The organism is Vibrio sp. sp1 (genome assembly GCF_016920955.1).
Lineage (GTDB): Bacteria > Pseudomonadota > Gammaproteobacteria > Enterobacterales > Vibrionaceae > Vibrio > Vibrio alginolyticus.
In genome coordinates, this window is the sequence record NZ_CP060589.1 from 1,188,526 (window position 1) to 1,212,935 (window position 24,410).

The window sequence follows — 24,410 nt, forward strand, 5'->3', positions numbered from 1 at the left end:
GGTCTCTTTTTATAGCTATTTTTCAAACACTCCAATCCTAAGCGACTCGATTGAGCACCGAACGCAGCTTAAGCGGCTTAACTGGCTTAGCAATAAAGCTGAACCCATTTGCTTTGATGCCATCAAGCATATCATCGGTACGATCTGCACTGATGATGACGCCTTCAAAGCTGTGGCCTAATCTCAGACGGCATTGCTGTAGCACTTCTAAACCAGTACGACCATCATCAAGTCGGTAATCGGAGAAAATTACATCCGGAATCCAACCATCCTCAAGCGCTTGTAGACTTTCAACTAAATCAATCGCAACTCGTGTATCGCAGCCCCATCGGGAAAGTAAGTTTTCCATGCCGACTAGAATGTCAGGCTCATTATCGACACATAGGATTCTCAGATGACCAAGTTCAGATTGCTTACTCATTGCCACGTGAACTGGATGAGGCTGAACATGATCAGCTTTATCTAGGGTGATGGAAAAAACACTGCCTTTTCCAACCCAAGAGCGCATCGAAATTTCATGCCCAAGTACCTGAGCAATTCCTTTCGAAATCGCCAAACCAAGTCCGAGGCCTTGGTCGGAACGAACTTGAGTTCCGCGATTAAACTCTTCAAAAATCTCTTGCTGCTTCTCTTCTTCAATCCCCACTCCATTATCCCATACATCAATACGCACTCGCCCTTTCACGCGGCGAACACCGAGTGCGACTTTGCCATTCGGGTTATAACGAAACGCATTGGTCAGGAAGTTTTGCACCACACGGCGCAGCAGTTTGGGATCCGACTTAACCATGAGTGAGGACGGAATCATGGTGAACTCTATACCTTGCTGTTTGGCTAACGCACTAAACTCAGCATTCAAATTCGATAACACATCATTTAACGCAAAGCCATGCACGTTGACTTCCAACTTGCCCGATTCCAAACGCGAGATATCCAGCAAATCTCCAATTAAGTCTTCGGCAGCCTCTAAAGCACTTTCAATGTGTGCTGACAGCTTTTTGGCTTCGCTGTCTTTGGCGACTTCCGATAGTGAAGATGCGAATAGACGCGCCGCGTTGAGCGGTTGCATCAAGTCATGGCTTACTGCCGCCAAGAACCGTGATTTGGACTTCGATTCCAAATCCGAGCGCTGCGTCGCTTCCACCAGCTGCTTGTTAAGTTGTTCTAATTCTCGAGTCCGCAGACGTACTCTTTCTTCCAATGTCTCGTTGGCGTCTTTCAGTGCTTGCTCTGCATCACGGAATACGGTGATGTCGGTAAAGCTCATCACAAAGCCACCACCTGGCATTGGGTTACCTTGCACCTCTATCACGCGACCATCGGGACGAACCCGAGAAGAGGTGTGCCGAGTCCCTTGCTCAAGGTGATAAACACGGCGACGGACGTGGTCATCAGGGTCACCAGGGCCACACAACCCCTGCTCTGCATTGTGCCGAATCACATCCGCAATCGGTCGACCTACTTGAATCAGGCCTGGCGGAAATTCAAAGAGTTCTAAATAGCGTTGGTTCCACGCTACCAAGCGTAGTTGCTTATCGACGACCGCAATACCTTGTCCAATATGCTCAATCGCGCCTTGGAGTAAACCCCGACTAAAATCGTACAGTTCAGAGGCTTCATCGACGATAGTCGCCACCTCTTCAAGCTGCATGTTTCTTCCTTGCAGAGCGGAAGTAAGTACTAACTTAGCAGAAGATGCACCAAATACCCCTGCTAGCACACGCTCCGTATGCCGAATCAGAGAAGATGGCGCTTGTTGATTCGGCATCAACTCTTCTCGTTGCTGGCTCCAGTAGGCTTGAAACGCCGCTTTAACTCGCGTTCGTCCTACAAATCTGGACGCTAGCATTTCCAGTTCTGCAACCGTAACGCGGCTCTGGTACAGACTCATATTTTCGCTTTCAGGCAACGGTGTACCAACGAATGATGCCGATTGTAAGCGCTCACTTAGGCTTGGTCGGGTAGCCATAGAAACCACAACAAAACACACTGCATTAGCGACCACGCTGAGGATCATCCCCCAATCTGAAATCGCGATATCAAAACTAGCCAATACCTCTGGTGGTGTAATCAACCAGATCAGGAAGTTATTACTGGCGTCTCCGGCAAGCATGTCTGTTTGGCTCATTAACGTAATCAACCAGGTAGCAAAACCCACCGCGAGGCCAACATACACACCTTTCTTATTCCCTTGACGCCAATACATACCGCCAACCAGCGCAGGAGCGAATTGCGTGATAGCCGCGAACGAGAGAAAGCCGATAGCAGAAAGTGAATGAATGGTGTCCAACGCTTGATAGAAACACCACGCGCCAATCAACAAAACTAAAATCAAACCACGGCGGATCCGCAGTAATAATTCAGAAAAATGGTGGTGGTTACGCTGCGTCAGTCGCATGCGACGCAATAGCAATGGCATAACCAAGTCATTCGAGACCATGATCGCTAAGGCAATCGTCGATACGATAACCATGCCGCTTGCCGCTGAAGTACCGCCTAGAAACGCAAGCAAGGCGATTTCACTCGCCCCGACCGACATCGGCACACTGATGACATAAGTATCAGGCGAAGCGCCACTCAAGAGGCCTTGCCCTACCCACGCAATAGGTAAAACAAAAATCCCCATTAAGATCAGATAAATGGGGAACAACCAACGAGCCACGTGCAAATCTTGAGCACGTTCATTTTCCACCACCATCGTATGGAATTGTCGCGGAAGGCAAACGATCGCCAGCATGGTCAGTACAGTATGAATCAATATAGTCGGGATATTTGGTGACTGATACGTCTGCGCGGCAACATCAAGTAAGCTCAAACTCTCGGTGTTCATCGCCAACCAAACAATGAAGACACCGACCACTAAAAAAGCCAGCAGTTTGATAATGGATTCGAAGGCAATTGCCATCATCATCCCACGATGGTGTTCCGTGTTATCAATGTGGCGGGTACCGAATAGCATCGTAAAAATCGCCAATGCGACCACAACAAACCACGACACGCTATCGTTTTGATAACCAAAATCAGTAGCCAGCTCTGGTGCAATAATTTCAAGCCCCATAGTGATACCACGCAGCTGTAAAGCGATGTACGGCAAAATTCCCGCAACCGCTATGAGCGTAACAACCACGGCCAAACCTTGGGATTTACCGTAGCGTGCTCCGATAAAGTCAGCAATCGACGTGATGTGTTCCCGTTTAGCAATCAAAATAAGCCGAGCTAAAACGCGCCATCCGATGGTAAACACTAAAATGGGAGCAATATAGATGGGCAAGAAAGACCAAGGATTACTGCTGGCCTGCCCGACCGTGCCGTAGAAGGTCCATGATGTACAGTACACCGCAATGGAAAGGCTATAAATCCAAGGCCGCCAGCGCGCTAGCCACCTTTTCTGAATGTCGCCGTACCACGCGATGATAAATAAAGCTCCCAAATACGCTAAAGAAACGGGAACCACCAGCCATCCTTGCATCCGATATCCTTTCTTGCCTTTCTTGCTACTTTTAAAGCAAGAGAATAAAAAAACCTCTCCATGAGGGAGAGGTTTCATTTAACACTGCTTTGATAACGGAGACAAAGCTTAGTTTTTAACCTTTGTTACATAAGTCTAATTCTGTGTTTCAAGTGGCTTGTCTGATACATCAACCACCTGATGTGGGTCTTGCGAATCAAGCTTGATGAACAGAGCCAATAACCCCATCGCGGCCATGCCCCAGAACACAAGCGGTCCCCAGTGCTCATAACCCCAGCCACTCAATACGGTCATTAACGCGATAAATGCGCCCAACGGAATCGCGTTATACAACGCTTGCAACGCTACGATCTTATTTTCTTCGGAGTTTTGGATATACTGGATCGCGGCAATGTGTGCGGTAGCGAAAGTCACACCATGCAATAGTTGAACAATCACCAAAGCAATAATTGATGTTGTCGACGCCGTAATACCCCAACGCATCATTACACCAACGGCAGCAGCAATAAACAGCGCGCGTATTGACCAACCTACGAATAAACGCTTACTCAGTGCAAACACTGCCACTTCTGCGGCCACCCCCAAGCTCCATAAGTAGCCAATGACATCTTCCGAGTGACCAGCGGCCTTCCAGTGAATCGCACTAAAGCCGTAGTAAGCCGCATGACTGCCCTGAATTAGTGACACCAACACTAAGAATTTTAGTATCGGCTTGTCGGTCAAAAGAGCGGTCAGCTTTGGACGTTCTGCGCTTTGCCCACCGTGCGTTACAGGCATTGGGTTAGTCGGTCGCATAGCAAACAGCAACGAGATAAACACGCCGAACATCGCAGTGTACAAGATCATATCGGAGCCAAATTCAGCCACCAGGTAGCCCACTGCCGTCGAGCCTGCGATAAAGGCGATCGAACCCCATAGCCGCGTGCGGCCATAATCGAGCATTTTCAGGCGAGCGTAGTAATTTGCCATCGCGTCCGACAACGGAATAATCGGTCCACAACAAAGATTGAACAACACTGTCGCTAGTGCCATTAACCAAAAGCTACCACCCGTAAAAAAGTGAAATCCAACAAAAAGGAGGGCAGCGAAACTCAACCAACGTAAAGCAGGCATAAGGTGTTCGACTTTGTGTACTCGTGGGGTGATCACGATATTGGCAACACAACGTGTCGCAAGGCCTAACCCGACCAGCAAACCGATATCTGTCGAAGATACGCCCTGATCCTTAAACCAAAGTGACCAAAATGGCAGATACACGCCATACGCAAAGAAGAATCCGAGAAAGTACTGGGAAATCCAGCCATACGGAGAAGGTTTCAACATTACTAATATCCTAAAACGGGAACACCAACGTTCGAGCCGGGAATTATGGATCGCCATGCGTATTATAAAAAGGGAAGAATAAGAAACTTATCGTTTCCTCGATGGAATACTAACTTTGCGACATTTGGCATCTTCAAGCGAAAACATCGTAATTTAGACCAAAGTCGTCTGGCTTCCGGTAAGAAATTTGTCAGACTTAGAGAGTGTTCCTTCCATCATTATTGGGTGTTCTCATGCCTGACAAATTTAACATGCAATCTCCACCGTTCGATCGCTTAACTGAAGCACAACAAACGCGACTGCGATCGTCTCTGGACGTCGCCTACTATCGAGCTCGAGATGTTATTTTATCCTGCGGACAGAAGAACCCCCACTTACATATTCTGATCAAAGGCGCGGTAGAAGAGCGCTCCAACGATCAACAGGAAGTGTTCGCACATTATGCCAACGACGATATGTTCGATGTACGCTCGTTACTTGAAGACAAGGTACGTCATCACTACATCGCGCTTGAGGACACGCTCTCTTACCTACTGCCGAAAGAAATTTTCCTTGCCCTTTACAACGAAAATGGCCAGTTTGCAGCCTATTTCGATAACAATTTATCGAAACGGCAAGAGCTCATCGAAGCGGCCCATCAACAGCAAAACTTAGCGGAGTTTATTCTCACTAAAGTTGACCGCAGCATTTATCACCCACCGATGATCCTTGAACCAAATACACCAATTAACGAGGTAACACGTTCCTTAAAAGAAAGTGGGATTGACGCTGCATTGGTTCAACTCCATGGCGATGATCCACGATTGGAAAAATGGCCATCAGCCCACCCGTACGCAATAGTGACTCGTACTAATATGCTGCATTCTGTGATGATAGATGGTTGCGCGCTCGACACACCAGTGGGTGAGATCGCGAGCTTTCCTGTTTATCACGTTGATGATGGTGACTTTCTATTCAACGCCATGATCACAATGACCAGAAATAGAATGAAACGCCTCATGGTATGTGAAGGCAACCGAGCCGTCGGCATGCTGGATATGACCCAAATTCTCAGCGCGTTCTCAACCCACTCTCACGTGTTAACGCTCAGTATTGCTCGAGCAAGCAGCGTGGAAGAGCTCGCTTTGGCCTCAAACCGCCAACGTCAATTGGTCGAGAGCTTATTGAAAAACGGCATCCGCACTCGCTTCATCATGGAGCTTATCTCAGCCGTAAACGAACAAATTATCGAGAAAGCGTTCGAGTTAGTGATACCACCAGCCTTGCACGACCATTGTTGCTTGATCGTACTCGGCTCTGAAGGCCGAGGAGAGCAAATTCTCAAAACCGATCAAGACAATGCCCTGATTATTCAAGATGGTTTGGAATGGCCTCATTGCGAACAAGTGATGCGATCCTTCACACACACCCTACAACAGCTCGGTTATCCACTTTGCCCTGGTAAAGTGATGGTTAACAACCCGAAATGGGTCAAAACACAGCAAGAATGGATAAGTACCCTAAACCACTGGATAGCTAAAGCCGAACCAGAACAAATCATGGACTTAGCTATTTTCAGTGACGCCCATGCTGTTGCTGGGAATTGCGAGCTGCTGGCTCCAATTGCGGCGCATCTTCGTGACACAATGAAAGATCGCATGTTGATATTGTCTGACTTTACTCGCCCTGCCTTGCAGTTTTCGGTGCCCCTAACTCTATTTGGCAACGTAAAAAGTGCTAAAGACGGATTGGACATTAAACGCGGCGGTATTTTCCCAATTGTACACGGCATTCGCACCTTGTCTTTGGAATATGCCATTGAGGAGAAGAACACGTTTGAGCGCATTGAAGCTCTGAGAAATAAGCGCATCTTAGAATCCGAAACGGCAGATAATCTCAACGAAGCACTGAAATTGTTCTTTAAACTTCGCCTTAATCAGCAACTCAAAAAGCAAGAAGCGTTGAATAACATTGATATTAAACAACTGGATAGAACTGAGCGTGATTTGCTTCGCCACAGCTTACATGTGGTGAAGAAATTTAAGCAATTTTTAGGCTTCCATTATCAAATTCGTGATTAACCCTGATTTTCATAAATCACAGAGGCGTAGGCAATGAACTGGTTACAACGCAAATACTGGCACTACAAACTGAAAGGTTCGCCTTATCAGTCGCTGTTTTGCACGCCAGATAAAACAGAATACGTCTCTCTTGACTGCGAAACCACCAGCCTTGACCCAAATCGCGCCGAGCTGGTGACTATTGCAGCCACCAAGATCATCGACAACCGCATCATCACCAGTCAACCATTTGAAGTCCGCTTACGCGCGCCGCAATCGCTCGACTCAGGCTCGGTCAAGATCCATCGAATTCGCCACCAAGACTTAGTCGATGGCATCAGTGAAAAAGAGGCGCTGCTCGAGCTGCTCGACTTTATCGGCAACCGACCACTTGTGGGCTATCACATTCGTTACGATAAAAAGATCTTAGACCTTGCTTGTCTGCGGCAACTTGGCTTCCCACTTCCTAACCCACTGATCGAAGTCAGTCAGATTTACCACGATAAGTTGGAACGACATTTGCCGAATGCCTATTTCGACTTAAGTCTGGATGCCATTTGTAAACACCTCGAACTTCCTATCCAAGACAAACACGACGCCTTGCAAGACGCGATTTCTGCCGCTTTGGTCTTTGTCCGCTTAACGAAAGGCGATTTACCCAACCTAACCGCGCCGTATACATAAAAATCAGTTGACCTAGCTCCCAGAAATGCTTTTGTTTCAGCGATTTCCCGGCGCTTCCATCACTCTCATCCTAAAGTCTAATTGTGGAAATACGCGCGGTGACTGACAGTTATAAGCACAACGTCGTCATTACCACGACCAAGTTATTTAGAACCAAAAAACAGCCCTACAAAAATATATTCAAAATCTTATCTAGATTGGTGTAAGGCCGAGAAATAAGGCACAAGGAGAGAAGCCATGAGCGAAGCCCACGTTTATCCGGTAAAAGAAAATATTAAAACTCATACACACGCGGATAATGATACTTACTTAGCCATGTATCAGCAGTCGGTAACCGATCCAGAGGGCTTCTGGAACGAACACGGCAAAATCGTTGATTGGATCAAACCTTTCACCAAAGTAAAAAGCACTTCTTTCGACACTGGCCATGTTGATATTCGCTGGTTTGAAGATGGCACACTGAACGTCTCGGCTAACTGTATTGACCGTCATCTTGCAGAACACGGGGACGACGTCGCCATCATTTGGGAAGGCGATGATCCAGCCGACGACAAAACACTCACTTTCAACGAACTGCACAAAGAAGTGTGTAAATTCTCCAACGCATTGAAAGAGCAAGGCGTACGCAAGGGAGACGTGGTGTGTCTATACATGCCAATGGTGCCAGAAGCCGCTGTGGCTATGCTCGCTTGTACCCGTATTGGTGCGGTTCACACCGTAGTATTTGGCGGTTTCTCACCAGAAGCACTATCCGGCCGTATCATCGACTCTGACGCTAAAGTCGTGATCACCGCAGACGAAGGCGTACGTGGCGGACGCGCTGTTCCACTGAAAAAGAACGTGGATGAAGCACTAACCAACCCAGACGTAAAAACCATCAATAAAGTCGTCGTGCTTAAACGTACAGGTGGTGATGTTGAATGGCATGAACACCGTGATGTTTGGTGGCACGAAGCAACAGCCAACGTTTCTGACGTTTGCCCACCAGAAGAGATGAAAGCCGAAGACCCGCTGTTCATCCTCTACACATCTGGCTCGACAGGTAAACCTAAAGGCGTACTACATACTACAGGCGGTTACCTCGTCTACGCGGCAATGACCTTTAAATATGTCTTCGATTATCAACCAGGTGAAACCTTCTGGTGTACCGCGGATGTGGGCTGGATTACAGGCCATACTTACCTAATTTATGGTCCACTAGCGAACGGGGCCAAAACCATTCTGTTTGAAGGTGTTCCAAACTACCCAAGCACGGCTCGTATGAGTGAAGTGGTTGATAAGCACCAAGTGAACATTCTCTACACTGCGCCAACCGCTATTCGTGCACTAATGGCAAAAGGTAACGAAGCGGTAGCAGGGACATCTCGTTCAAGCTTACGTGTGATGGGTTCAGTAGGTGAGCCTATCAACCCTGAAGCGTGGGAGTGGTACTACAAAACGATTGGTAACGAAAGCTCGCCTATCGTTGATACTTGGTGGCAAACAGAGACCGGCGGTATCTTAATTGCACCACTACCAGGTGCAACAGACTTAAAACCAGGCTCAGCAACTCGACCATTCTTCGGAGTCCAACCTGCACTGGTTGATAACATGGGCAACATCATTGAAGAAACCGCAGCAGAAGGTAACTTGGTGATCCTTGATTCATGGCCAGGTCAGATGCGTACTGTTTATGGCGACCACGAGCGCTTTGAACAGACCTACTTCTCAACCTTCAAGGGAATGTACTTTACTAGTGATGGGGCTCGTCGTGACGAAGACGGTTACTACTGGATCACGGGCCGTGTTGATGACGTACTAAACGTGTCGGGTCACCGCATGGGTACCGCTGAAATAGAATCGGCTCTTGTCGCACATCATAAAATTGCTGAGGCCGCTATTGTGGGCATTCCGCATGATATCAAAGGCCAAGCTATCTACGCTTACATTACCTTGAACGATGGTGAATTCCCGTCAGCAGAGCTACACAAAGAAGTGAAAGATTGGGTGCGTAAAGAAATTGGTCCAATTGCAACACCAGATGTACTGCACTGGACGGATTCCCTACCGAAGACTCGTTCTGGTAAGATCATGCGTCGAATCCTGCGTAAAATTGCAACGGGTGATACTAGCAACCTCGGAGACACATCAACGCTTGCCGATCCGAGCGTTGTAGATAAACTTATCGCAGAGAAAGCAGAATTGGCATAAATTCAACCAACTGTTTTAAAAGCACTTTAAAAACCGCCATCACTCATGGCGGTTTTTTGCTTTAGTGCACAAATTGGCCACACAAAAAATATGGCAATTATGTTGTTTTTGTTAACTTGGTTACAGAAACGAGAGTGGCTATTAGGAGATTAGACCAGTAAATTGCTGCTAATTGCTATGAATTAGCTATAATCTTGGTCGATTTTTTAAAATTTGCTCGGTTTTAACAAAAAAATCGTGCTGAACTATCGTATATTTGGGAATATAAACGTTCCACTCACGATAAGGGAAGATAGCAACACAATGTCTGCAAAGTCACGGATTCTTGTTCTAAACGGACCAAATCTTAATCTATTGGGTCTGCGCGAACCGACACACTATGGTCACAGTACCTTAGCTCAAGTTGTGGATACTCTTACAGAGCAAGCCCATAACGCTGGGGTAGAACTGAAACACCTACAATCAAATCGTGAGTACGAACTGATTGAAGCCATTCACGCTGCCTATGGCAAGATTGACTTCATCATCATCAATCCAGCGGCTTTCACTCATACTAGTGTGGCGCTGCGAGATGCATTACTTGGCGTCGCCATCCCATTTATTGAGGTGCACTTATCAAATGTGCACGCACGTGAACCATTCCGTCATCACTCTTATCTGTCAGATAAAGCAGAGGGTGTGATTTGCGGTTTAGGCGCACAAGGTTATGAATTTGCTCTGTCTGCAGCGATCAATAAGCTACAGGCAAAGTAACCCTAACACTCTGCAACCCTACGAGGGTTGTCTTAATCACAAGATAAAAGAGAAAGAAAAGATGGATATTCGTAAAATCAAGAAGCTAATTGAGTTAGTTGAAGAGTCTGGCATTGCTGAGCTAGAGATCTCTGAAGGTGAAGAGTCAGTGCGCATCAGCCGTCATGGCACTGCAGCCCCTCAAGCACCAATTCAATACGCAGCAGCTCCAGCGGCGGCACCTGCTCCAGTAGCAGCGGCACCAGTAGCGGAAGCGCCAGCAGCAGAAGCTCCAGCAGCAACACCTGCAGGTCACCAAGTTCTTTCTCCAATGGTTGGTACTTTCTACCGCTCTCCAAGCCCAGACTCTAAAGCATTCGTAGAAGTGGGTCAGAAAGTAAATGCTGGCGATACTCTATGTATTGTTGAAGCAATGAAAATGATGAACCAAATCGAAGCGGACAAATCTGGCGTTGTTACAGCAATCCTAGCTGAAGACGGCCAACCAGTTGAATTCGACCAACCTCTTGTTGTAATCGAATAAGCGGGGCTTGCCTTATGCTAGACAAAGTAGTCATCGCGAACCGAGGTGAAATTGCACTTCGTATTCTTCGCGCTTGTAAAGAATTAGGTATTAAGACCGTCGCTGTTCACTCGACAGCTGACCGCGATCTTAAGCACGTACTACTCGCAGACGAAACCGTATGTATCGGCCCTGCTCGTGGTATCGACAGCTACCTAAACATTCCACGCATCATTTCTGCAGCAGAAGTGACTGGCGCTGTGGCTATCCACCCAGGTTACGGCTTCCTGTCTGAGAACGCAGACTTCGCAGAGCAAGTTGAGCGCAGTGGTTTCATCTTCGTTGGTCCAAAGGCAGACACTATCCGCCTAATGGGCGATAAAGTATCTGCTATCAATGCAATGAAGAAAGCAGGCGTTCCTTGTGTACCGGGTTCTGACGGCCCTCTAGACAATGACGAAGAGAAAAACAAAGCATTTGCTAAGCGCATTGGTTACCCAGTAATCATCAAAGCATCTGGCGGCGGCGGCGGTCGTGGTATGCGTGTTGTTCGCGCAGAGAAAGACCTTATCCAAGCCATTGCAATGACACGTGCTGAAGCAAAAGCGGCGTTCAACAATGACATGGTTTACATGGAGAAATTCCTAGAAAACCCTCGTCACGTTGAAGTTCAGGTTATTGCTGACGGTCAAGGCGGCGCAATCCACCTTGGTGAGCGTGACTGTTCAATGCAACGTCGTCACCAAAAAGTAGTGGAAGAAGCTCCAGCACCTGGTATCACAGAAGAAATGCGTAAGTACATCGGTGAACGCTGTACTCGTGCATGTATCGAGATCGGTTACCGCGGCGCAGGTACGTTTGAATTCCTATACGAGAACGGTGAGTTCTACTTCATCGAAATGAACACTCGTATTCAGGTAGAGCACCCAGTAACAGAGATGGTTACTGGCATCGACCTAATCAAAGAACAGCTTCGTGTTGCAGCGGGTCAGCCTCTGTCATTCACTCAAGATGATATTAAGATCCGTGGCCATGCGATTGAGTGTCGTATCAACGCAGAAGATCCTGAGCGCTTCCTACCATCTCCGGGTAAGATCGAGCGTTTCCACGCTCCTGGCGGTATGGGTGTACGTTGGGAATCTCATATCTACACAGGCTACACAGTACCACCTCATTACGATTCAATGATTGGTAAACTGATCACTTACGGTGAGAACCGTGATGTAGCGATTGCACGTATGAAAAACGCACTGGGTGAGATGATCATCGAAGGCATCAAAACTAACGTGCCACTGCAATTCTCCATTATGAATGACGAAAACTTCCAACACGGTGGTGCAAACATCCACTACCTAGAGAAGAAGCTTGGCTTACAATAAGCCTAAGCAAACGTCTTAAAAAATGCCCACTCCCGTGGGCATTTTTGTTTTATATGTACGCAAAGGGCTCAACATATAAATCGGCTTATTTGGGTATATACTCAAACAAATCGTAGAGTTCTGGTAAACTCTGCGCCACTTCATTCACTTTAAGAGCAAAAACCAATGCCTTGGATTCAAATCAAACTCAACGCGACCAATGAAAACGCTGAGCAAATCGGCAATATGCTAATGGAAGAGACTGGCGCGCTGTCTGTTACATTCTTAGACGCGCAGGATACACCTGTATTCGAACCTCTACCTGGCGAAACTCGCTTATGGGGCGATACTGATATTCTGGCACTGTATGATGCAGAAGCAGACACTAACTTCATCATCGACCAAATTAAAGCGAGCAATATGCTGGCTGACAATTTTGCTTACAAAGTAGAACAGCTTGAAGATAAAGACTGGGAACGCGAATGGATGGAAAACTTCCACCCAATGAAATTTGGTGAACGCTTATGGATTTGTCCAAGCTGGCGCGACATCCCAGATCCTGACGCTGTTAATGTTATGTTGGATCCAGGCCTTGCATTCGGTACGGGTACTCACCCTACAACAGCACTTTGTCTTGAGTGGCTAGAAAGCATGGACTTAAGCGGTAAGACCGTTATCGACTTCGGTTGTGGCTCAGGTATTCTTGCGATCGCAGCGATCAAACTGGGCGCTGAAAAAGTGATAGGGATCGACATTGATCCTCAAGCCCTGCTTGCTTCAAAAGACAATGCTGAGCGTAATGGCGTTGCAGACAAACTAGAAGTTTACTTACCGCAAAATCAACCAGAAGGTCTCGTCGCTGACGTCGTTGTGGCCAACATCCTTGCGGGACCTTTACGTGAACTTGCACCTATCATCAAAGGACTAGTTAAGCCAAATGGCGACCTCGCTATGTCCGGCGTATTAGACACTCAAGCTGAAGATGTTGCGAACTATTACCGTGACGAGCTTCACATTGACCCGATTGTTGAGCAAAGTGAATGGTGTCGCATCTCTGGTCGTAAGCAAGGCTAGACAAGGTTTTCAGAGCTAATTGTTTGAAATTCATACAATTTACAAAAACAATTTGTAAATGCTCAAATATTAGTCTTTTCACGCAGTGAAAAAATGCGTAAAATGCGCGCCCTTGCTGGTACAGAACTGTGATGACGTTTTGAAAATCGGAAACTATCAACTTAAGAACAATCTAATCGTAGCCCCTATGGCTGGTGTAACGGATAGACCGTTTCGCGAGTTGTGTCTTCGCTATGGTGCGGGAATGGCCGTCAGTGAAATGATGTCTGCTAACCCAAAACTATGGGGAACGTCAAAGTCGAAACAGCGCATGGTACACGAGGGCGAATCGGGCATTCGCTCTGTACAGATTGCGGGTTCCGATCCACAGCTTATGGCGGACGCAGCTCAATTCAGTGTTGAGAACGGTGCACAAATCATCGACATCAACATGGGCTGCCCGGCAAAAAAAGTGAATAAGAAGCTAGCGGGCTCTGCTCTGCTTCAATACCCAAACATTATCGAAGAGATTTTGAAAGCGGTCGTGAATGCAGTGGACGTTCCTGTAACGTTAAAGACTCGAACTGGCTGGGATACAGACAACAAGAACTGTGTCCAGATCGCTAAATTAGCCGAAAACTGCGGCATACAAGCCCTTGCTCTGCATGGCAGAACGAAAGCATGTATGTACAAAGGTGAGGCCGAATATGACAGCATTAAAGCGGTAAAAGAGGCGATTTCAATTCCGGTTATCGCGAACGGTGATATCGATAGCCCGGAGAAAGCCAAATTTGTACTGGAGTACACCGGTGCGGACGCTTTAATGATTGGACGCCCTGCCCAGGGTCGTCCTTGGATTTTCCAGGAAATCCATCACTATTTGGAAAACGGCACCACAATGGAGGAACTTCCAACTGAGGAAGTGAAAACCATTATGCTTGGTCATGTAAATGCTCTGCATGAATTTTATGGGGAGTTCTTAGGTCCACGTATCGCGCGCAAGCACGTTGGGTGGTACCTGAAAGAGCATGAACAGGCAAGTGAGTTTCGCCGTACCTTCAACGCTATCGACGCAGCTCCGCTGCAAATTGAGGCGTTAGAAGGTTATTTTGATAACGTTGCATCATAATTAAGAGAAGAGCTAGACCGAATATGTTCGAACAAAATCTGACTTCAGAAGCATTAACAGTAACTACAGTAACGTCACAAGACCAGATTACTCAGAAGCCTTTACGTGACTCTGTTAAAGCGTCTCTTAAAAACTACCTTGCTCAACTAAACGGCCAGGAAGTAACAGAACTATACGAATTAGTTCTAGCTGAAGTTGAACAGCCACTATTAGATACTATCATGCAGTACACTCGCGGTAACCAAACTCGCGCAGCAACTATGATGGGTATCAACCGCGGTACTCTTCGCAAGAAACTTAAGAAATACGGCATGAACTAAGACCGGCTTTCAAAAAGTATTTGGAACAAGCCGTTACCTTTTTAGATAACGGCTTTTCTTTATCTACTAAAACACTACGAATAACGCTCACTTTGTTCAGCATTACCAACTGGCTTTAATATAACTACCGCTGAGCCAAACAATAACAAAGCCACGACAGCGACCCATTCACTACCTACAGAATAAGCAAAGCCCGCCAAGGCAGACCAAATCGCGACACCAAAGTGCATCATACTCATTCCAGAAGACATCAGCACACCTCGATGTTCATCAGATAAGCTTGCTATATGTGCTTGTAACGCCGGAGAGCCTACCCCTCCAGCAAGAGACCAGAGCACTAGAGCTGGAAGATAAGCGGTCACCGTACTCATCTCATTTGAGAACACCCATGCACTGCAAGGTATGCACACCATTAAAGCCACTCGCATAACGGCTCGAGAGCTACCAAGCCAGCGAGAAGCTCTCGCCACGCACATATTTCCAACCACACTCACGATCCCTAGAGCTGCATAAGTAGCGCCCACCCAACCGAGCGCCAAATCACTGGTATCTCGAATATGAAGGCCTATCAGGTTAAATACACCAATACCTCCCCCTAGGCCTAAACACATCGCTAGAATCGCCCTCAACGCGCCTGGAAGATGAATGACGTCTGTGATAGGTGGCAGAGTATCTGACTTCTTGGACTCATTATGCTTGTTGTTCATGGACACTACGCTCATGGCACCGACAAAAAGAGCCGCAACGCCCAAAATAATAAAAGCGGCACGCCATGATAAAAGCTGGGTCAACAATGCTCCGATCGCCGGGCTAGTTATCATACCTAGCGTTAATCCCGCCTGAACCATCACAATTTGACGCATCGCTCTATTACCCTTCGCGTCTCCCGCTAACGCGAATGCAATTGGTAACATGCCTGCACTTGCAATACCAGTGATCACTCGAGTTGCAATAGCAAGTTCAAAATCATGAACTATGCCCGTCGTAATAGACGCAACCCCAAATACAAAGCAAGCAGGCACCATGATACGAATACGCCCAACTCGGTCTGATAAACGGCCCAAGTAAGGAGCGCAAATTGCTATGGCTAAACTATATGCTGTAATAAATAAGGTCACCTGACTCGGTTGAACACTTAAATCATTTCCGATAGGTTCAAGAATAGATCCAAGCATCAACTCATCAGCACCAACAAGAAAAGCAACGAGAAATAGGATCATGGACTGCATCATAGCTCCACCTCCTGTTCTGTTTCCGATTCAGCACAAGTGAGCAACGAAATATCTAAAACTCTATCAGGCCAAGATTGCAAAAATGCCTTCTCATGAGATACTACAATCACGCTACCGGAAAAGCGCTGGAGAGCCTCTTTAAGCGCATTTTTACTGCTGCTATCCAAATGTGTTGTTGGTTCGTCCAACAGCAAAACATTGCATTTCTGAACCGATAAACAACACAGTTTCACCCGAGTTTGCTCACCACCGCTCAATGTATCTAAGTGGCGCTGCGTCTTATCCCCCGTGATCCCAAAGCGAGCTAATAGCTTGCGTGACTCTTTGCTTGAGATTGTTGGCGCACAAGAGCACAGCTCCTGTTCAGGCGTGTTCTGAGGATGGCGCCAAGACAAATCTTGAGAAAAATAACCAATCATTGCACCTTTTGCCAATACCACCTCACCAGAGAGTGGCTCGATCTTCCCCATCAGGGTTTTAAGTAAGGTCGACTTACCCACGCCGTTAAAGCCAGCAACAACCAACTTTTCCCCGCGCGCTAACGTGATATCAAATACTGGAAGCAGAGGCTGCTGATAACCGATCATCAACGCTTTTGCGTCAATCACATTCGGTTGCCCAATGGGCTGGTAAGCAAAGTCAAACATCGATACTTTCTCTACATTATTCAGTTGAATACGTTCGATTTTATCCAGTTTTTTCTTACGCCCTTTAGCAAGACTCGCGTTAACTCCAGCGCCATTTTTGGCAATAAATTGCTCTAACTTTCGAATTTCATTTTGCTGAGCCTTATATTGCTTTTCTATCAAAGCACCATCGTGATGCTTTTGCTGCATTGCTTTGACATAAGTGCCGCTGTATTTTCGAACCGTTTGATAATCAATATCACAAATACTGGTCGCTACTTGATTAAGGAAATCAACATCATGAGAAACCAGTAAAACTGTGCCAATGTAATCATTGAGAAACGTGACTAGCCATTCAATGTGCGGAGCATCAAGATAGTTTGTCGGCTCATCAAGAATTAACACATCGGGGTTGCGAAGTAACAACCTGCCTAAAAGGACTTTGTGCCTTTGACCGCCACTTAGCGAGATAAGCGGTGTATCTAAGCCAAATTGATAAATACCAAGACCTACAGCAACTCGTTCAATTTTGGTATTAATTGCATAGAAGTCTTCATCTTCTAAATATGCCTGTAGCCGAGCGACTTGGCTTAAAAGAGATGTAGAGTGAGACTCGGTCATCGCATGATACAAAGTCCAAAGCTTTTGCTCTGCAGCGTATAAACTCTCAAAAGAGCCCTTTAAACACTCATGAACTGTCAGCACATTATCGATCTTAAAATGTTGTTCTAAATACCCCACCTCAAGGTTTGGTAACCATTCAATGCAGCCCTTATCTGCAGATAATTCACCGAAAAGCAGTTTCAATAAGGTGCTTTTTCCAACACCATTCGCTCCGGTGATACCTATTTTCTCTCCCACGTTAATACGAAAGGTCACGTTGTTGTATAACGTCTTATCAGCTATCTGATAAGACAAATTTTTAACTTGTAAAATACTCATGTTTTCAACCAAATAAAAAAGGGCCGGTGATCAATACCGGCCCTTATTTCAATACTGGGTAATGCTTTGTAGCTGCTTAACAGATACAAAAAGGCCGATGATGAAATATCACCGGCCATCTCTTCTCTTTTATCAGGTGTACAAGCTCCTGCGTATAACTTCAGCGAAGCTACCCACACATAAAACACCTGATGAAGATTAATTTAAGACTCCGAGCAACACTTCATCGCATTTTTTGCATGGAGTTCAGCCTTCTTACAAAGCTTTTAAACAAGAGATATAACATGATTTACTGTCGAAAAAATATTCGATGTGAAGCGTACACCTTTAGAATAAAAAGTACCAGATAATTATTAAAACTATCGTGACTTACACGAAGGTCCACTGAAAGAAGACTTTTCCTCAGTCAATGTGCTAGGTGAACGACTTACTCAGCAAACACAGCTATGAGAGCACCTATACCGCTCACGTTATACGAATGTAGTGGTGGCTTTGTAGGTTGGAGAGGGTTAGAGGGAAGAAGTAGCGAATACACTTTAAGACACTGGCTTAAATAGATCGACAAAACAAAATCCATGTTTGGAAAGTTTTAAATGCGCTGAGTTTATATTAATAAGCGCCTATGGCTAAATCAAAACATCTAAAGCAGAGAAATCTCCCCCGAAAATAACATAACCTAGTGAATAAATTCTCCAGGTAATAATAAAGGAAGCTTTGGTAAGTTAAGCACAGGGGCTCAAAACTAGCGCTCGAGACTGCAGAAACCACACAAAACTGAGTTCCACTTCACTCATAACAGGGCTTAGAAAGCATCGCCAGAGGGAAGCCGGCCTCTCGATGCAAGGTTTCAATATGAAAGTGGGTTTAAGGTAAGTCGGGTAACCAAAACGAAAAAAGCCTCAGTCTTTCGACTGAGGCTTAATATAAGTGGCGGAGTAGACGGGACTCGAACCCGCGACCCCGGCGTGACAGGCCGGTATTCTAACCAACTGAACTACCACTCCGCAGTGGTATCACTCGCTTTAATAAGCAAGTGTCCGCTTTTGTCTTCACTTTTCGAAAAAGTGAAAATAAAACTAAAGCCTGGCGATGTCCTACTCTCACATAGGGAAACCCCACACTACCATCGGCGCTATTTCGTTTCACTTCTGAGTTCGGCATGGAAATCAGGTGGGTCCAAAACGCTATGGTCGCCAAGCAAATTCTTTAATTCGGAAAGCTGTTTTTTTAATTCTCGTTCTTACACATTCAATGTTCTTTCATTGAGTCCATCAAAACCCCTTGGGTGTTGTATGGTTAAGCCTCACGGGCAATTAGTACAGGTTAGCTCAACGCCTCACAACGCTTACACACCCTGCCTATCAACGTCGTAGTCTACGACAACCCTTTAGGATACTTAAAGTATCAGGGAGAACTCATCTCAAGGCTCGCTTCCCGCTTAGATGCTTTCAGCGGTTATCGATCCCGAACTTAGCTACCGGGCAATGCGTCTGGCGACACAACCCGAACACCAGAGGTTCGTCCACTCCGGTCCTCTCGTACTAGGAGCAGCCCCTTTCAATTCTCCAACGCCCACGGCAGATAGGGACCGAACTGTCTCACGACGTTCTAAACCCAGCTCGCGTACCACTTTAAATGGCGAACAGCCATACCCTTGGGACCGACTTCAGCCCCAGGATGTGATGAGCCGACATCGAGGTGCCAAACACCGCCGTCGATATGAACTCTTGGGCGGTATCAGCCTGTTATCCCCGGAGTACCTTTTATCCGTTGAGCGATGGCCCTTCCATTCAGAACCACCGGATCACTATGACCTGCTTTCGCACCTGCTCGAATTGTCATTCTCGCAGTCAAGCGGGCTTATGCCATTGCACTAACCTCACGATGTCCAACCGTGATTAGCCCACCTTCGTGCTCCTCCGTTACGCTTTGGGAGGAGACCGCCCCAGTCAAACTACCCACCAGGCACTGTCCGCAACCCCGATAAGGGGTCGACGTTAGAACATCAACACTACAAGGGTGGTATTTCAAGGACGGCTCCACGCAATCTAGCGACTGCGCTTCAAAGCCTCCCACCTATCCTACACATGTAGGGTCAATGTTCAGTGCCAAGCTGTAGTAAAGGTTCACGGGGTCTTTCCGTCTAGCCGCGGGTACACTGCATCTTCACAGCGATTTCAATTTCACTGAGTCTCGGGTGGAGACAGCGTGGCCATCATTACGCCATTCGTGCAGGTCGGAACTTACCCGACAAGGAATTTCGCTACCTTAGGACCGTTATAGTTACGGCCGCCGTTTACCGGGGCTTCGATCAAGAGCTTCGACCGAAGTCTAACCCCATCAATTAACCTTCCGGCACCGGGCAGGCGTCACACCGTATACGTCATCTTGCGATTTTGCACAGTGCTGTGTTTTTAATAAACAGTTGCAGCCACCTGGTATCTGCGACTCTCAATAGCTCCATCCGCGAGGGACTTCACCGTCGAGAGCGTACCTTCTCCCGAAGTTACGGTACCATTTTGCCTAGTTCCTTCACCCGAGTTCTCTCAAGCGCCTTGGTATTCTCTACCCGACCACCTGTGTCGGTTTGGGGTACGATTCCTTACAATCTGAAGCTTAGAGGCTTTTCCTGGAAGCATGGCATCAATGACTTCACTACCGTAGTAGCTCGACGTCGTGTCTCAGCCTTAGAAAGAGCCGGATTTACCTAACTCTTCAGCCTACGCACTTGAACCTGGACAACCGTCGCCAGGCCCACCTAGCCTTCTCCGTCCCCCATCGCAATTGTAAGAAGTACGGGAATATTAACCCGTTTCCCATCGACTACGCCTTTCGGCCTCGCCTTAGGGGTCGACTTACCCTGCCCCGATTAACGTTGGACAGGAACCCTTGGTCTTCCGGCGAGGAGGTTTTTCACCCCCTTTATCGTTACTCATGTCAGCATTCGCACTTCTGATACGTCCAGCATGCGTTACCACACACCTTCAACCGCTTACAGAACGCTCCCCTACCCAATATACAAAAGTATATTGCCGCAGCTTCGGTTTACTACTTAGCCCCGTTACATCTTCCGCGCAGGCCGACTCGACCAGTGAGCTATTACGCTTTCTTTAAATGATGGCTGCTTCTAAGCCAACATCCTGGCTGTCTGAGCCTTCCCACATCGTTTCCCACTTAGTAGTAATTTGGGACCTTAGCTGGCGGTCTGGGTTGTTTCCCTCTCCACGACGGACGTTAGCACCCGCCGTGTGTCTCCCGGATAGTACTTACTGGTATTCGGAGTTTGCAAAGGGTTGGTAAGTCGGGATGACCCCCTAGCCTTAACAGTGCTCTACCCCCAGTAGTATTCGTCCGAGGCGCTACCTAAATAGCTTTCGGGGAGAACCAGCTATCTCCAGGTTTGATTGGCCTTTCACCCCTAGCCACAAGTCATCCGCTAATTTTTCAACATTAGTCGGTTCGGTCCTCCAGTTGATGTTACTCAACCTTCAACCTGCCCATGGCTAGATCACCTGGTTTCGGGTCTATATCCAGAGACTGAACGCCCAGTTAAGACTCGGTTTCCCTACGGCTCCCCTAGATGGTTAACCTTGCCACTGAATATAAGTCGCTGACCCATTATACAAAAGGTACGCAGTCACAGGACAAAGCCTGCTCCTACTGCTTGTACGTACACGGTTTCAGGTTCTATTTCACTCCCCTCACAGGGGTTCTTTTCGCCTTTCCCTCACGGTACTGGTTCACTATCGGTCAGTCAGTAGTATTTAGCCTTGGAGGATGGTCCCCCATATTCAGACAGGATATCACGTGTCCCGCCCTACTCGATTTCACTGAACACACGTCGTCAACTACGGGACTATCACCCTGTATCGTCGGCCTTTCCAGGCTGTTCGTCTAACGCGTGTAAAGCTTAAGGGCTAGTCCAATTTCGCTCGCCGCTACTTTCGGAATCTCGGTTGATTTCTTTTCCTCGGGGTACTTAGATGTTTCAGTTCCCCCGGTTCGCCCTGTTGAGCTATGTATTCACTCAACAGTAATACCTTATGGTATTGGGTTTCCCCATTCGGAAATCCCAGACTCAAATGGTTTTTACTACCTAATCTGGGCTTATCGCAAGTTAATACGTCCTTCATCGCCTCTGACTGCCAAGGCATCCACCGTGTACGCTTAGTCACTTAACCATACAACCCGAAGGAGTTTCGAGTTGATAATCAAATCACCAAAGTTGTCTCTCATTATTTGAATGAGCGAGAGACATATCGATTTTGCCGGACTCATCTCTTTACCTTCATTTTTAGAAAAAATGAAAACAAAAAGCCAAGAACACTTGAATGTGTTTTTTGGTGTTTGTCTTAAAGACAAACATTGAGAACTTTACAAACAACAATAAATTGTTGTTTTGTCAGCTTTCCAAATTGTTAAAGAGCTAGATTTTCTGATGAAAACCATTTTTAAATATTCTTTTTTAAGAACACTTAAAGATGGTGGAGCTATGCGGGATCGAACCGCAGACCTCCTGCGTGCAAGGCAGGCGCTCTCCCAGCTGAGCTATAGCCCCATCAAGGTGTCGATACTGTCGCCAATTCCTTGGGAAAGAAATTGGTGGGTCTGAGTGGACTCGAACCACCGACCTCTCGCTTATCAGGCGAACGCTCTAACCACCTGAGCTACAGACCCAGTATCGTCTCTTTACTTTATAAACCGTATCAATCTGTGTGAACACTCATCGCAATAATCATCGTATAAGGAGGTGATCCAGCGCCAGGTTCCCCTAGCGCTACCTTGTTACGACTTCACCCCAGTCATGAACCACAAAGTGGTAAGCGTCCCCCCGAAGGTTAAACTACCTACTTCTTTTGCAGCCCACTCCCATGGTGTGACGGGCGGTGTGTACAAGGCCCGGGAACGTATTCACCGTGGCATTCTGATCCACGATTACTAGCGATTCCGACTTCATGGAGTCGAGTTGCAGACTCCAATCCGGACTACGACGCACTTTTTGGGATTCGCTCACTTTCGCAAGTTGGCCGCCCTCTGTATGCGCCATTGTAGCACGTGTGTAGCCCTACTCGTAAGGGCCATGATGACTTGACGTCGTCCCCACCTTCCTCCGGTTTATCACCGGCAGTCTCCCTGGAGTTCCCGACATTACTCGCTGGCAAACAAGGATAAGGGTTGCGCTCGTTGCGGGACTTAACCCAACATTTCACAACACGAGCTGACGACAGCCATGCAGCACCTGTCTCAGAGTTCCCGAAGGCACCAATCCATCTCTGGAAAGTTCTCTGGATGTCAAGAGTAGGTAAGGTTCTTCGCGTTGCATCGAATTAAACCACATGCTCCACCGCTTGTGCGGGCCCCCGTCAATTCATTTGAGTTTTAATCTTGCGACCGTACTCCCCAGGCGGTCTACTTAACGCGTTAGCTCCGAAAGCCACGGCTCAAGGCCACAACCTCCAAGTAGACATCGTTTACGGCGTGGACTACCAGGGTATCTAATCCTGTTTGCTCCCCACGCTTTCGCATCTGAGTGTCAGTATCTGTCCAGGGGGCCGCCTTCGCCACCGGTATTCCTTCAGATCTCTACGCATTTCACCGCTACACCTGAAATTCTACCCCCCTCTACAGTACTCTAGTCTGCCAGTTTCAAATGCTATTCCGAGGTTGAGCCCCGGGCTTTCACATCTGACTTAACAAACCACCTGCATGCGCTTTACGCCCAGTAATTCCGATTAACGCTCGCACCCTCCGTATTACCGCGGCTGCTGGCACGGAGTTAGCCGGTGCTTCTTCTGTCGCTAACGTCAAATAATGCAGCTATTAACTACACTACCTTCCTCACGACTGAAAGTGCTTTACAACCCGAAGGCCTTCTTCACACACGCGGCATGGCTGCATCAGGCTTGCGCCCATTGTGCAATATTCCCCACTGCTGCCTCCCGTAGGAGTCTGGACCGTGTCTCAGTTCCAGTGTGGCTGATCATCCTCTCAGACCAGCTAGGGATCGTTGCCTTGGTGAGCCCTTACCTCACCAACTAGCTAATCCCACCTAGGCATATCCTGACGCGAGAGGCCCGAAGGTCCCCCTCTTTGGCCCGTAGGCATCATGCGGTATTAGCCATCGTTTCCAATGGTTATCCCCCACATCAGGGCAATTTCCTAGGCATTACTCACCCGTCCGCCGCTCGACGCCGTTATCGTTCCCCGAAGGTTCAGATAACTCGTTTCCGCTCGACTTGCATGTGTTAGGCCTGCCGCCAGCGTTCAATCTGAGCCATGATCAAACTCTTCAATTTAAGATTTTGTTCGGCTCAATGAATACTGAACATTACATAAAGTAATGTTTGAATTGACTGTGCTGAATCCGAAGATTCAATGGTCACTTCGTTTCATTGAAACCTAATTTGATACCGAGGTATCGAATTGGATTATCATCAACGAGTGCCCACACAGATTGATAGGTCTATATTGTTAAAGAGCTTGGCTTTCAGTGCCTTAGCACTTAAGCGAGGTGCGTATAATACGCTTTCCACTTTGAAAGTCAACATAAAATTCTAAACTTTTGTTTAAAACCTTATGTTGACTCGTCTATATTCAGACAAGTCGGAAATAAAGCCTGGCGATGTCCTACTCTCACATGGGGAAACCCCACACTACCATCGGCGCTATTTCGTTTCACTTCTGAGTTCGGCATGGAAATCAGGTGGGTCCAAAACGCTATGGTCGCCAAGCAAATTCTTTAATTCGGAAAGCTGTTTTTTTAATTCTCGTTCTTACACATTCAATGTTC

13 protein-coding genes, 3 tRNA genes and 4 rRNA genes are annotated in these 24,410 nt (G+C 47.1%); 9 read left to right on the top strand and 11 right to left on the bottom strand.

Features of this window, described 5'->3' with window-relative positions; all coding sequences use genetic code 11:
• Positions 1 to 37: 37 nt before the first annotated feature.
• Together H9L11_RS05620 and H9L11_RS05625 are read right to left on the bottom strand one after the other, a co-directional pair.
• Positions 38 to 3,469, bottom strand: coding sequence for a PAS-domain containing protein (locus H9L11_RS05620; protein ID WP_033907290.1), 3,432 nt, complete (start codon positions 3,467 to 3,469; stop codon positions 38 to 40).
• A gap of 135 nt (positions 3,470 to 3,604) precedes the next feature.
• The gene (locus tag H9L11_RS05625) at positions 3,605 to 4,792 is read right to left on the bottom strand and encodes a 3-phenylpropionate MFS transporter (RefSeq protein WP_005382367.1); all 1,188 of its coding nucleotides are present in this window, start codon (positions 4,790 to 4,792) and stop codon (positions 3,605 to 3,607) included.
• Positions 4,793 to 5,025: 233 nt separating this feature from the next.
• On the opposite strand from H9L11_RS05625, the gene H9L11_RS05630 reads away from it, so the two are divergent.
• The 9 genes from H9L11_RS05630 to fis all read left to right on the top strand — a co-directional run bounded on the left by H9L11_RS05630 (position 5,026) and on the right by fis (position 14,820).
• Complete coding sequence (locus tag H9L11_RS05630; protein ID WP_205391027.1) at positions 5,026 to 6,852, top strand: DUF294 nucleotidyltransferase-like domain-containing protein; 1,827 nt, start codon at positions 5,026 to 5,028, stop codon at positions 6,850 to 6,852.
• Positions 6,853 to 6,885: 33 nt separating this feature from the next.
• Entirely contained in the window at positions 6,886 to 7,515 is a 630-nt protein-coding gene (locus H9L11_RS05635; protein ID WP_005382363.1) for a 3'-5' exonuclease, read from the top strand.
• Positions 7,516 to 7,752: 237 nt separating this feature from the next.
• A complete protein-coding gene (acs, locus tag H9L11_RS05640; RefSeq protein WP_005386359.1) occupies positions 7,753 to 9,705 on the top strand; it encodes an acetate--CoA ligase in 1,953 nt (650 codons plus the stop codon).
• Positions 9,706 to 10,008: 303 nt separating this feature from the next.
• Positions 10,009 to 10,458 carry a type II 3-dehydroquinate dehydratase gene (aroQ, locus tag H9L11_RS05645; protein ID WP_033907294.1) on the top strand — a complete coding sequence of 150 codons (450 nt, stop codon included), beginning with the start codon at positions 10,009 to 10,011 and terminating at the stop codon, positions 10,456 to 10,458.
• 61 nt (positions 10,459 to 10,519) lie between these two features.
• Positions 10,520 to 10,981, top strand: coding sequence for an acetyl-CoA carboxylase biotin carboxyl carrier protein (accB, locus tag H9L11_RS05650; RefSeq protein ID WP_033907295.1), 462 nt, complete (start codon positions 10,520 to 10,522; stop codon positions 10,979 to 10,981).
• A 14-nt stretch (positions 10,982 to 10,995) separates the two neighbouring features.
• On the top strand, positions 10,996 to 12,339 hold the full coding sequence (gene accC / locus H9L11_RS05655) for an acetyl-CoA carboxylase biotin carboxylase subunit (RefSeq protein WP_005382509.1): 1,344 nt from the start codon (positions 10,996 to 10,998) through the stop codon (positions 12,337 to 12,339).
• A gap of 165 nt (positions 12,340 to 12,504) precedes the next feature.
• A complete protein-coding gene (gene prmA / locus H9L11_RS05660) occupies positions 12,505 to 13,392 on the top strand; it encodes a 50S ribosomal protein L11 methyltransferase (protein WP_033907297.1) in 888 nt (295 codons plus the stop codon).
• 139 nt (positions 13,393 to 13,531) lie between these two features.
• Positions 13,532 to 14,500, top strand: a complete 969-nt coding sequence (gene dusB, locus H9L11_RS05665; protein ID WP_005382505.1) for a tRNA dihydrouridine synthase DusB — start codon at positions 13,532 to 13,534, stop codon at positions 14,498 to 14,500.
• 23 nt (positions 14,501 to 14,523) lie between these two features.
• Positions 14,524 to 14,820, top strand: a complete 297-nt coding sequence (gene fis / locus H9L11_RS05670) for a DNA-binding transcriptional regulator Fis (RefSeq protein WP_000462885.1) — start codon at positions 14,524 to 14,526, stop codon at positions 14,818 to 14,820.
• A gap of 74 nt (positions 14,821 to 14,894) precedes the next feature.
• On the opposite strand, the gene H9L11_RS05675 is transcribed toward fis, so the two are convergent.
• The 9 genes from H9L11_RS05675 to rrf (H9L11_RS05715) all read right to left on the bottom strand — a co-directional run bounded on the left by H9L11_RS05675 (position 14,895) and on the right by rrf (H9L11_RS05715) (position 24,351).
• Positions 14,895 to 16,052 carry an MFS transporter gene (locus H9L11_RS05675; protein WP_205391028.1) on the bottom strand — a complete coding sequence of 386 codons (1,158 nt, stop codon included), beginning with the start codon at positions 16,050 to 16,052 and terminating at the stop codon, positions 14,895 to 14,897.
• The gene (locus tag H9L11_RS05680; RefSeq protein WP_205391029.1) at positions 16,049 to 17,620 is read right to left on the bottom strand and encodes an ABC-F family ATP-binding cassette domain-containing protein; all 1,572 of its coding nucleotides are present in this window, start codon (positions 17,618 to 17,620) and stop codon (positions 16,049 to 16,051) included. The genes H9L11_RS05675 and H9L11_RS05680 overlap by 4 nt, the downstream gene beginning before the upstream one ends.
• Before the next feature lie 928 nt (positions 17,621 to 18,548).
• A tRNA-Asp gene (locus H9L11_RS05685) sits at positions 18,549 to 18,624 on the bottom strand.
• A gap of 77 nt (positions 18,625 to 18,701) precedes the next feature.
• Positions 18,702 to 18,818: ribosomal RNA gene (rrf, locus tag H9L11_RS05690) — 5S ribosomal RNA — on the bottom strand.
• A 94-nt stretch (positions 18,819 to 18,912) separates the two neighbouring features.
• Positions 18,913 to 21,801, bottom strand: a 23S ribosomal RNA gene (locus tag H9L11_RS05695).
• Between the two features lie 301 nt (positions 21,802 to 22,102).
• Positions 22,103 to 22,178, bottom strand: a tRNA-Ala gene (locus tag H9L11_RS05700).
• A 42-nt stretch (positions 22,179 to 22,220) separates the two neighbouring features.
• Positions 22,221 to 22,297 (bottom strand) — tRNA-Ile (locus H9L11_RS05705).
• Between the two features lie 66 nt (positions 22,298 to 22,363).
• A 16S ribosomal RNA gene (locus H9L11_RS05710) occupies positions 22,364 to 23,916 on the bottom strand.
• Positions 23,917 to 24,234: 318 nt separating this feature from the next.
• A 5S ribosomal RNA gene (gene rrf, locus H9L11_RS05715) occupies positions 24,235 to 24,351 on the bottom strand.
• Together the 16S, 23S and 5S rRNA genes with 3 tRNA genes alongside form the textbook arrangement of a ribosomal RNA operon.
• Positions 24,352 to 24,410: the final 59 nt, after the last annotated feature.

Excerpts from the sequence above, each read along its gene's own strand:
- H9L11_RS05620 (WP_033907290.1), bottom strand. The coding sequence starts at position 3,469 with ATGCAAGGATGGCTGGTGGTTCCCGTTTCTTTAGCGTATTTGGGAGCT.
- H9L11_RS05625 (WP_005382367.1), bottom strand. The coding sequence starts at position 4,792 with ATGTTGAAACCTTCTCCGTATGGCTGGATTTCCCAGTACTTTCTCGGA.
- H9L11_RS05630 (WP_205391027.1), top strand. The coding sequence starts at position 5,026 with ATGCCTGACAAATTTAACATGCAATCTCCACCGTTCGATCGCTTAACT.
- H9L11_RS05635 (WP_005382363.1), top strand. The coding sequence starts at position 6,886 with ATGAACTGGTTACAACGCAAATACTGGCACTACAAACTGAAAGGTTCG.
- acs (WP_005386359.1), top strand. The coding sequence starts at position 7,753 with ATGAGCGAAGCCCACGTTTATCCGGTAAAAGAAAATATTAAAACTCAT.
- aroQ (WP_033907294.1), top strand. The coding sequence starts at position 10,009 with ATGTCTGCAAAGTCACGGATTCTTGTTCTAAACGGACCAAATCTTAAT.
- accB (WP_033907295.1), top strand. The coding sequence starts at position 10,520 with ATGGATATTCGTAAAATCAAGAAGCTAATTGAGTTAGTTGAAGAGTCT.
- accC (WP_005382509.1), top strand. The coding sequence starts at position 10,996 with ATGCTAGACAAAGTAGTCATCGCGAACCGAGGTGAAATTGCACTTCGT.
- prmA (WP_033907297.1), top strand. The coding sequence starts at position 12,505 with ATGCCTTGGATTCAAATCAAACTCAACGCGACCAATGAAAACGCTGAG.
- fis (WP_000462885.1), top strand. The coding sequence starts at position 14,524 with ATGTTCGAACAAAATCTGACTTCAGAAGCATTAACAGTAACTACAGTA.
- H9L11_RS05675 (WP_205391028.1), bottom strand. The coding sequence starts at position 16,052 with ATGATGCAGTCCATGATCCTATTTCTCGTTGCTTTTCTTGTTGGTGCT.
- H9L11_RS05680 (WP_205391029.1), bottom strand. The coding sequence starts at position 17,620 with ATGAGTATTTTACAAGTTAAAAATTTGTCTTATCAGATAGCTGATAAG.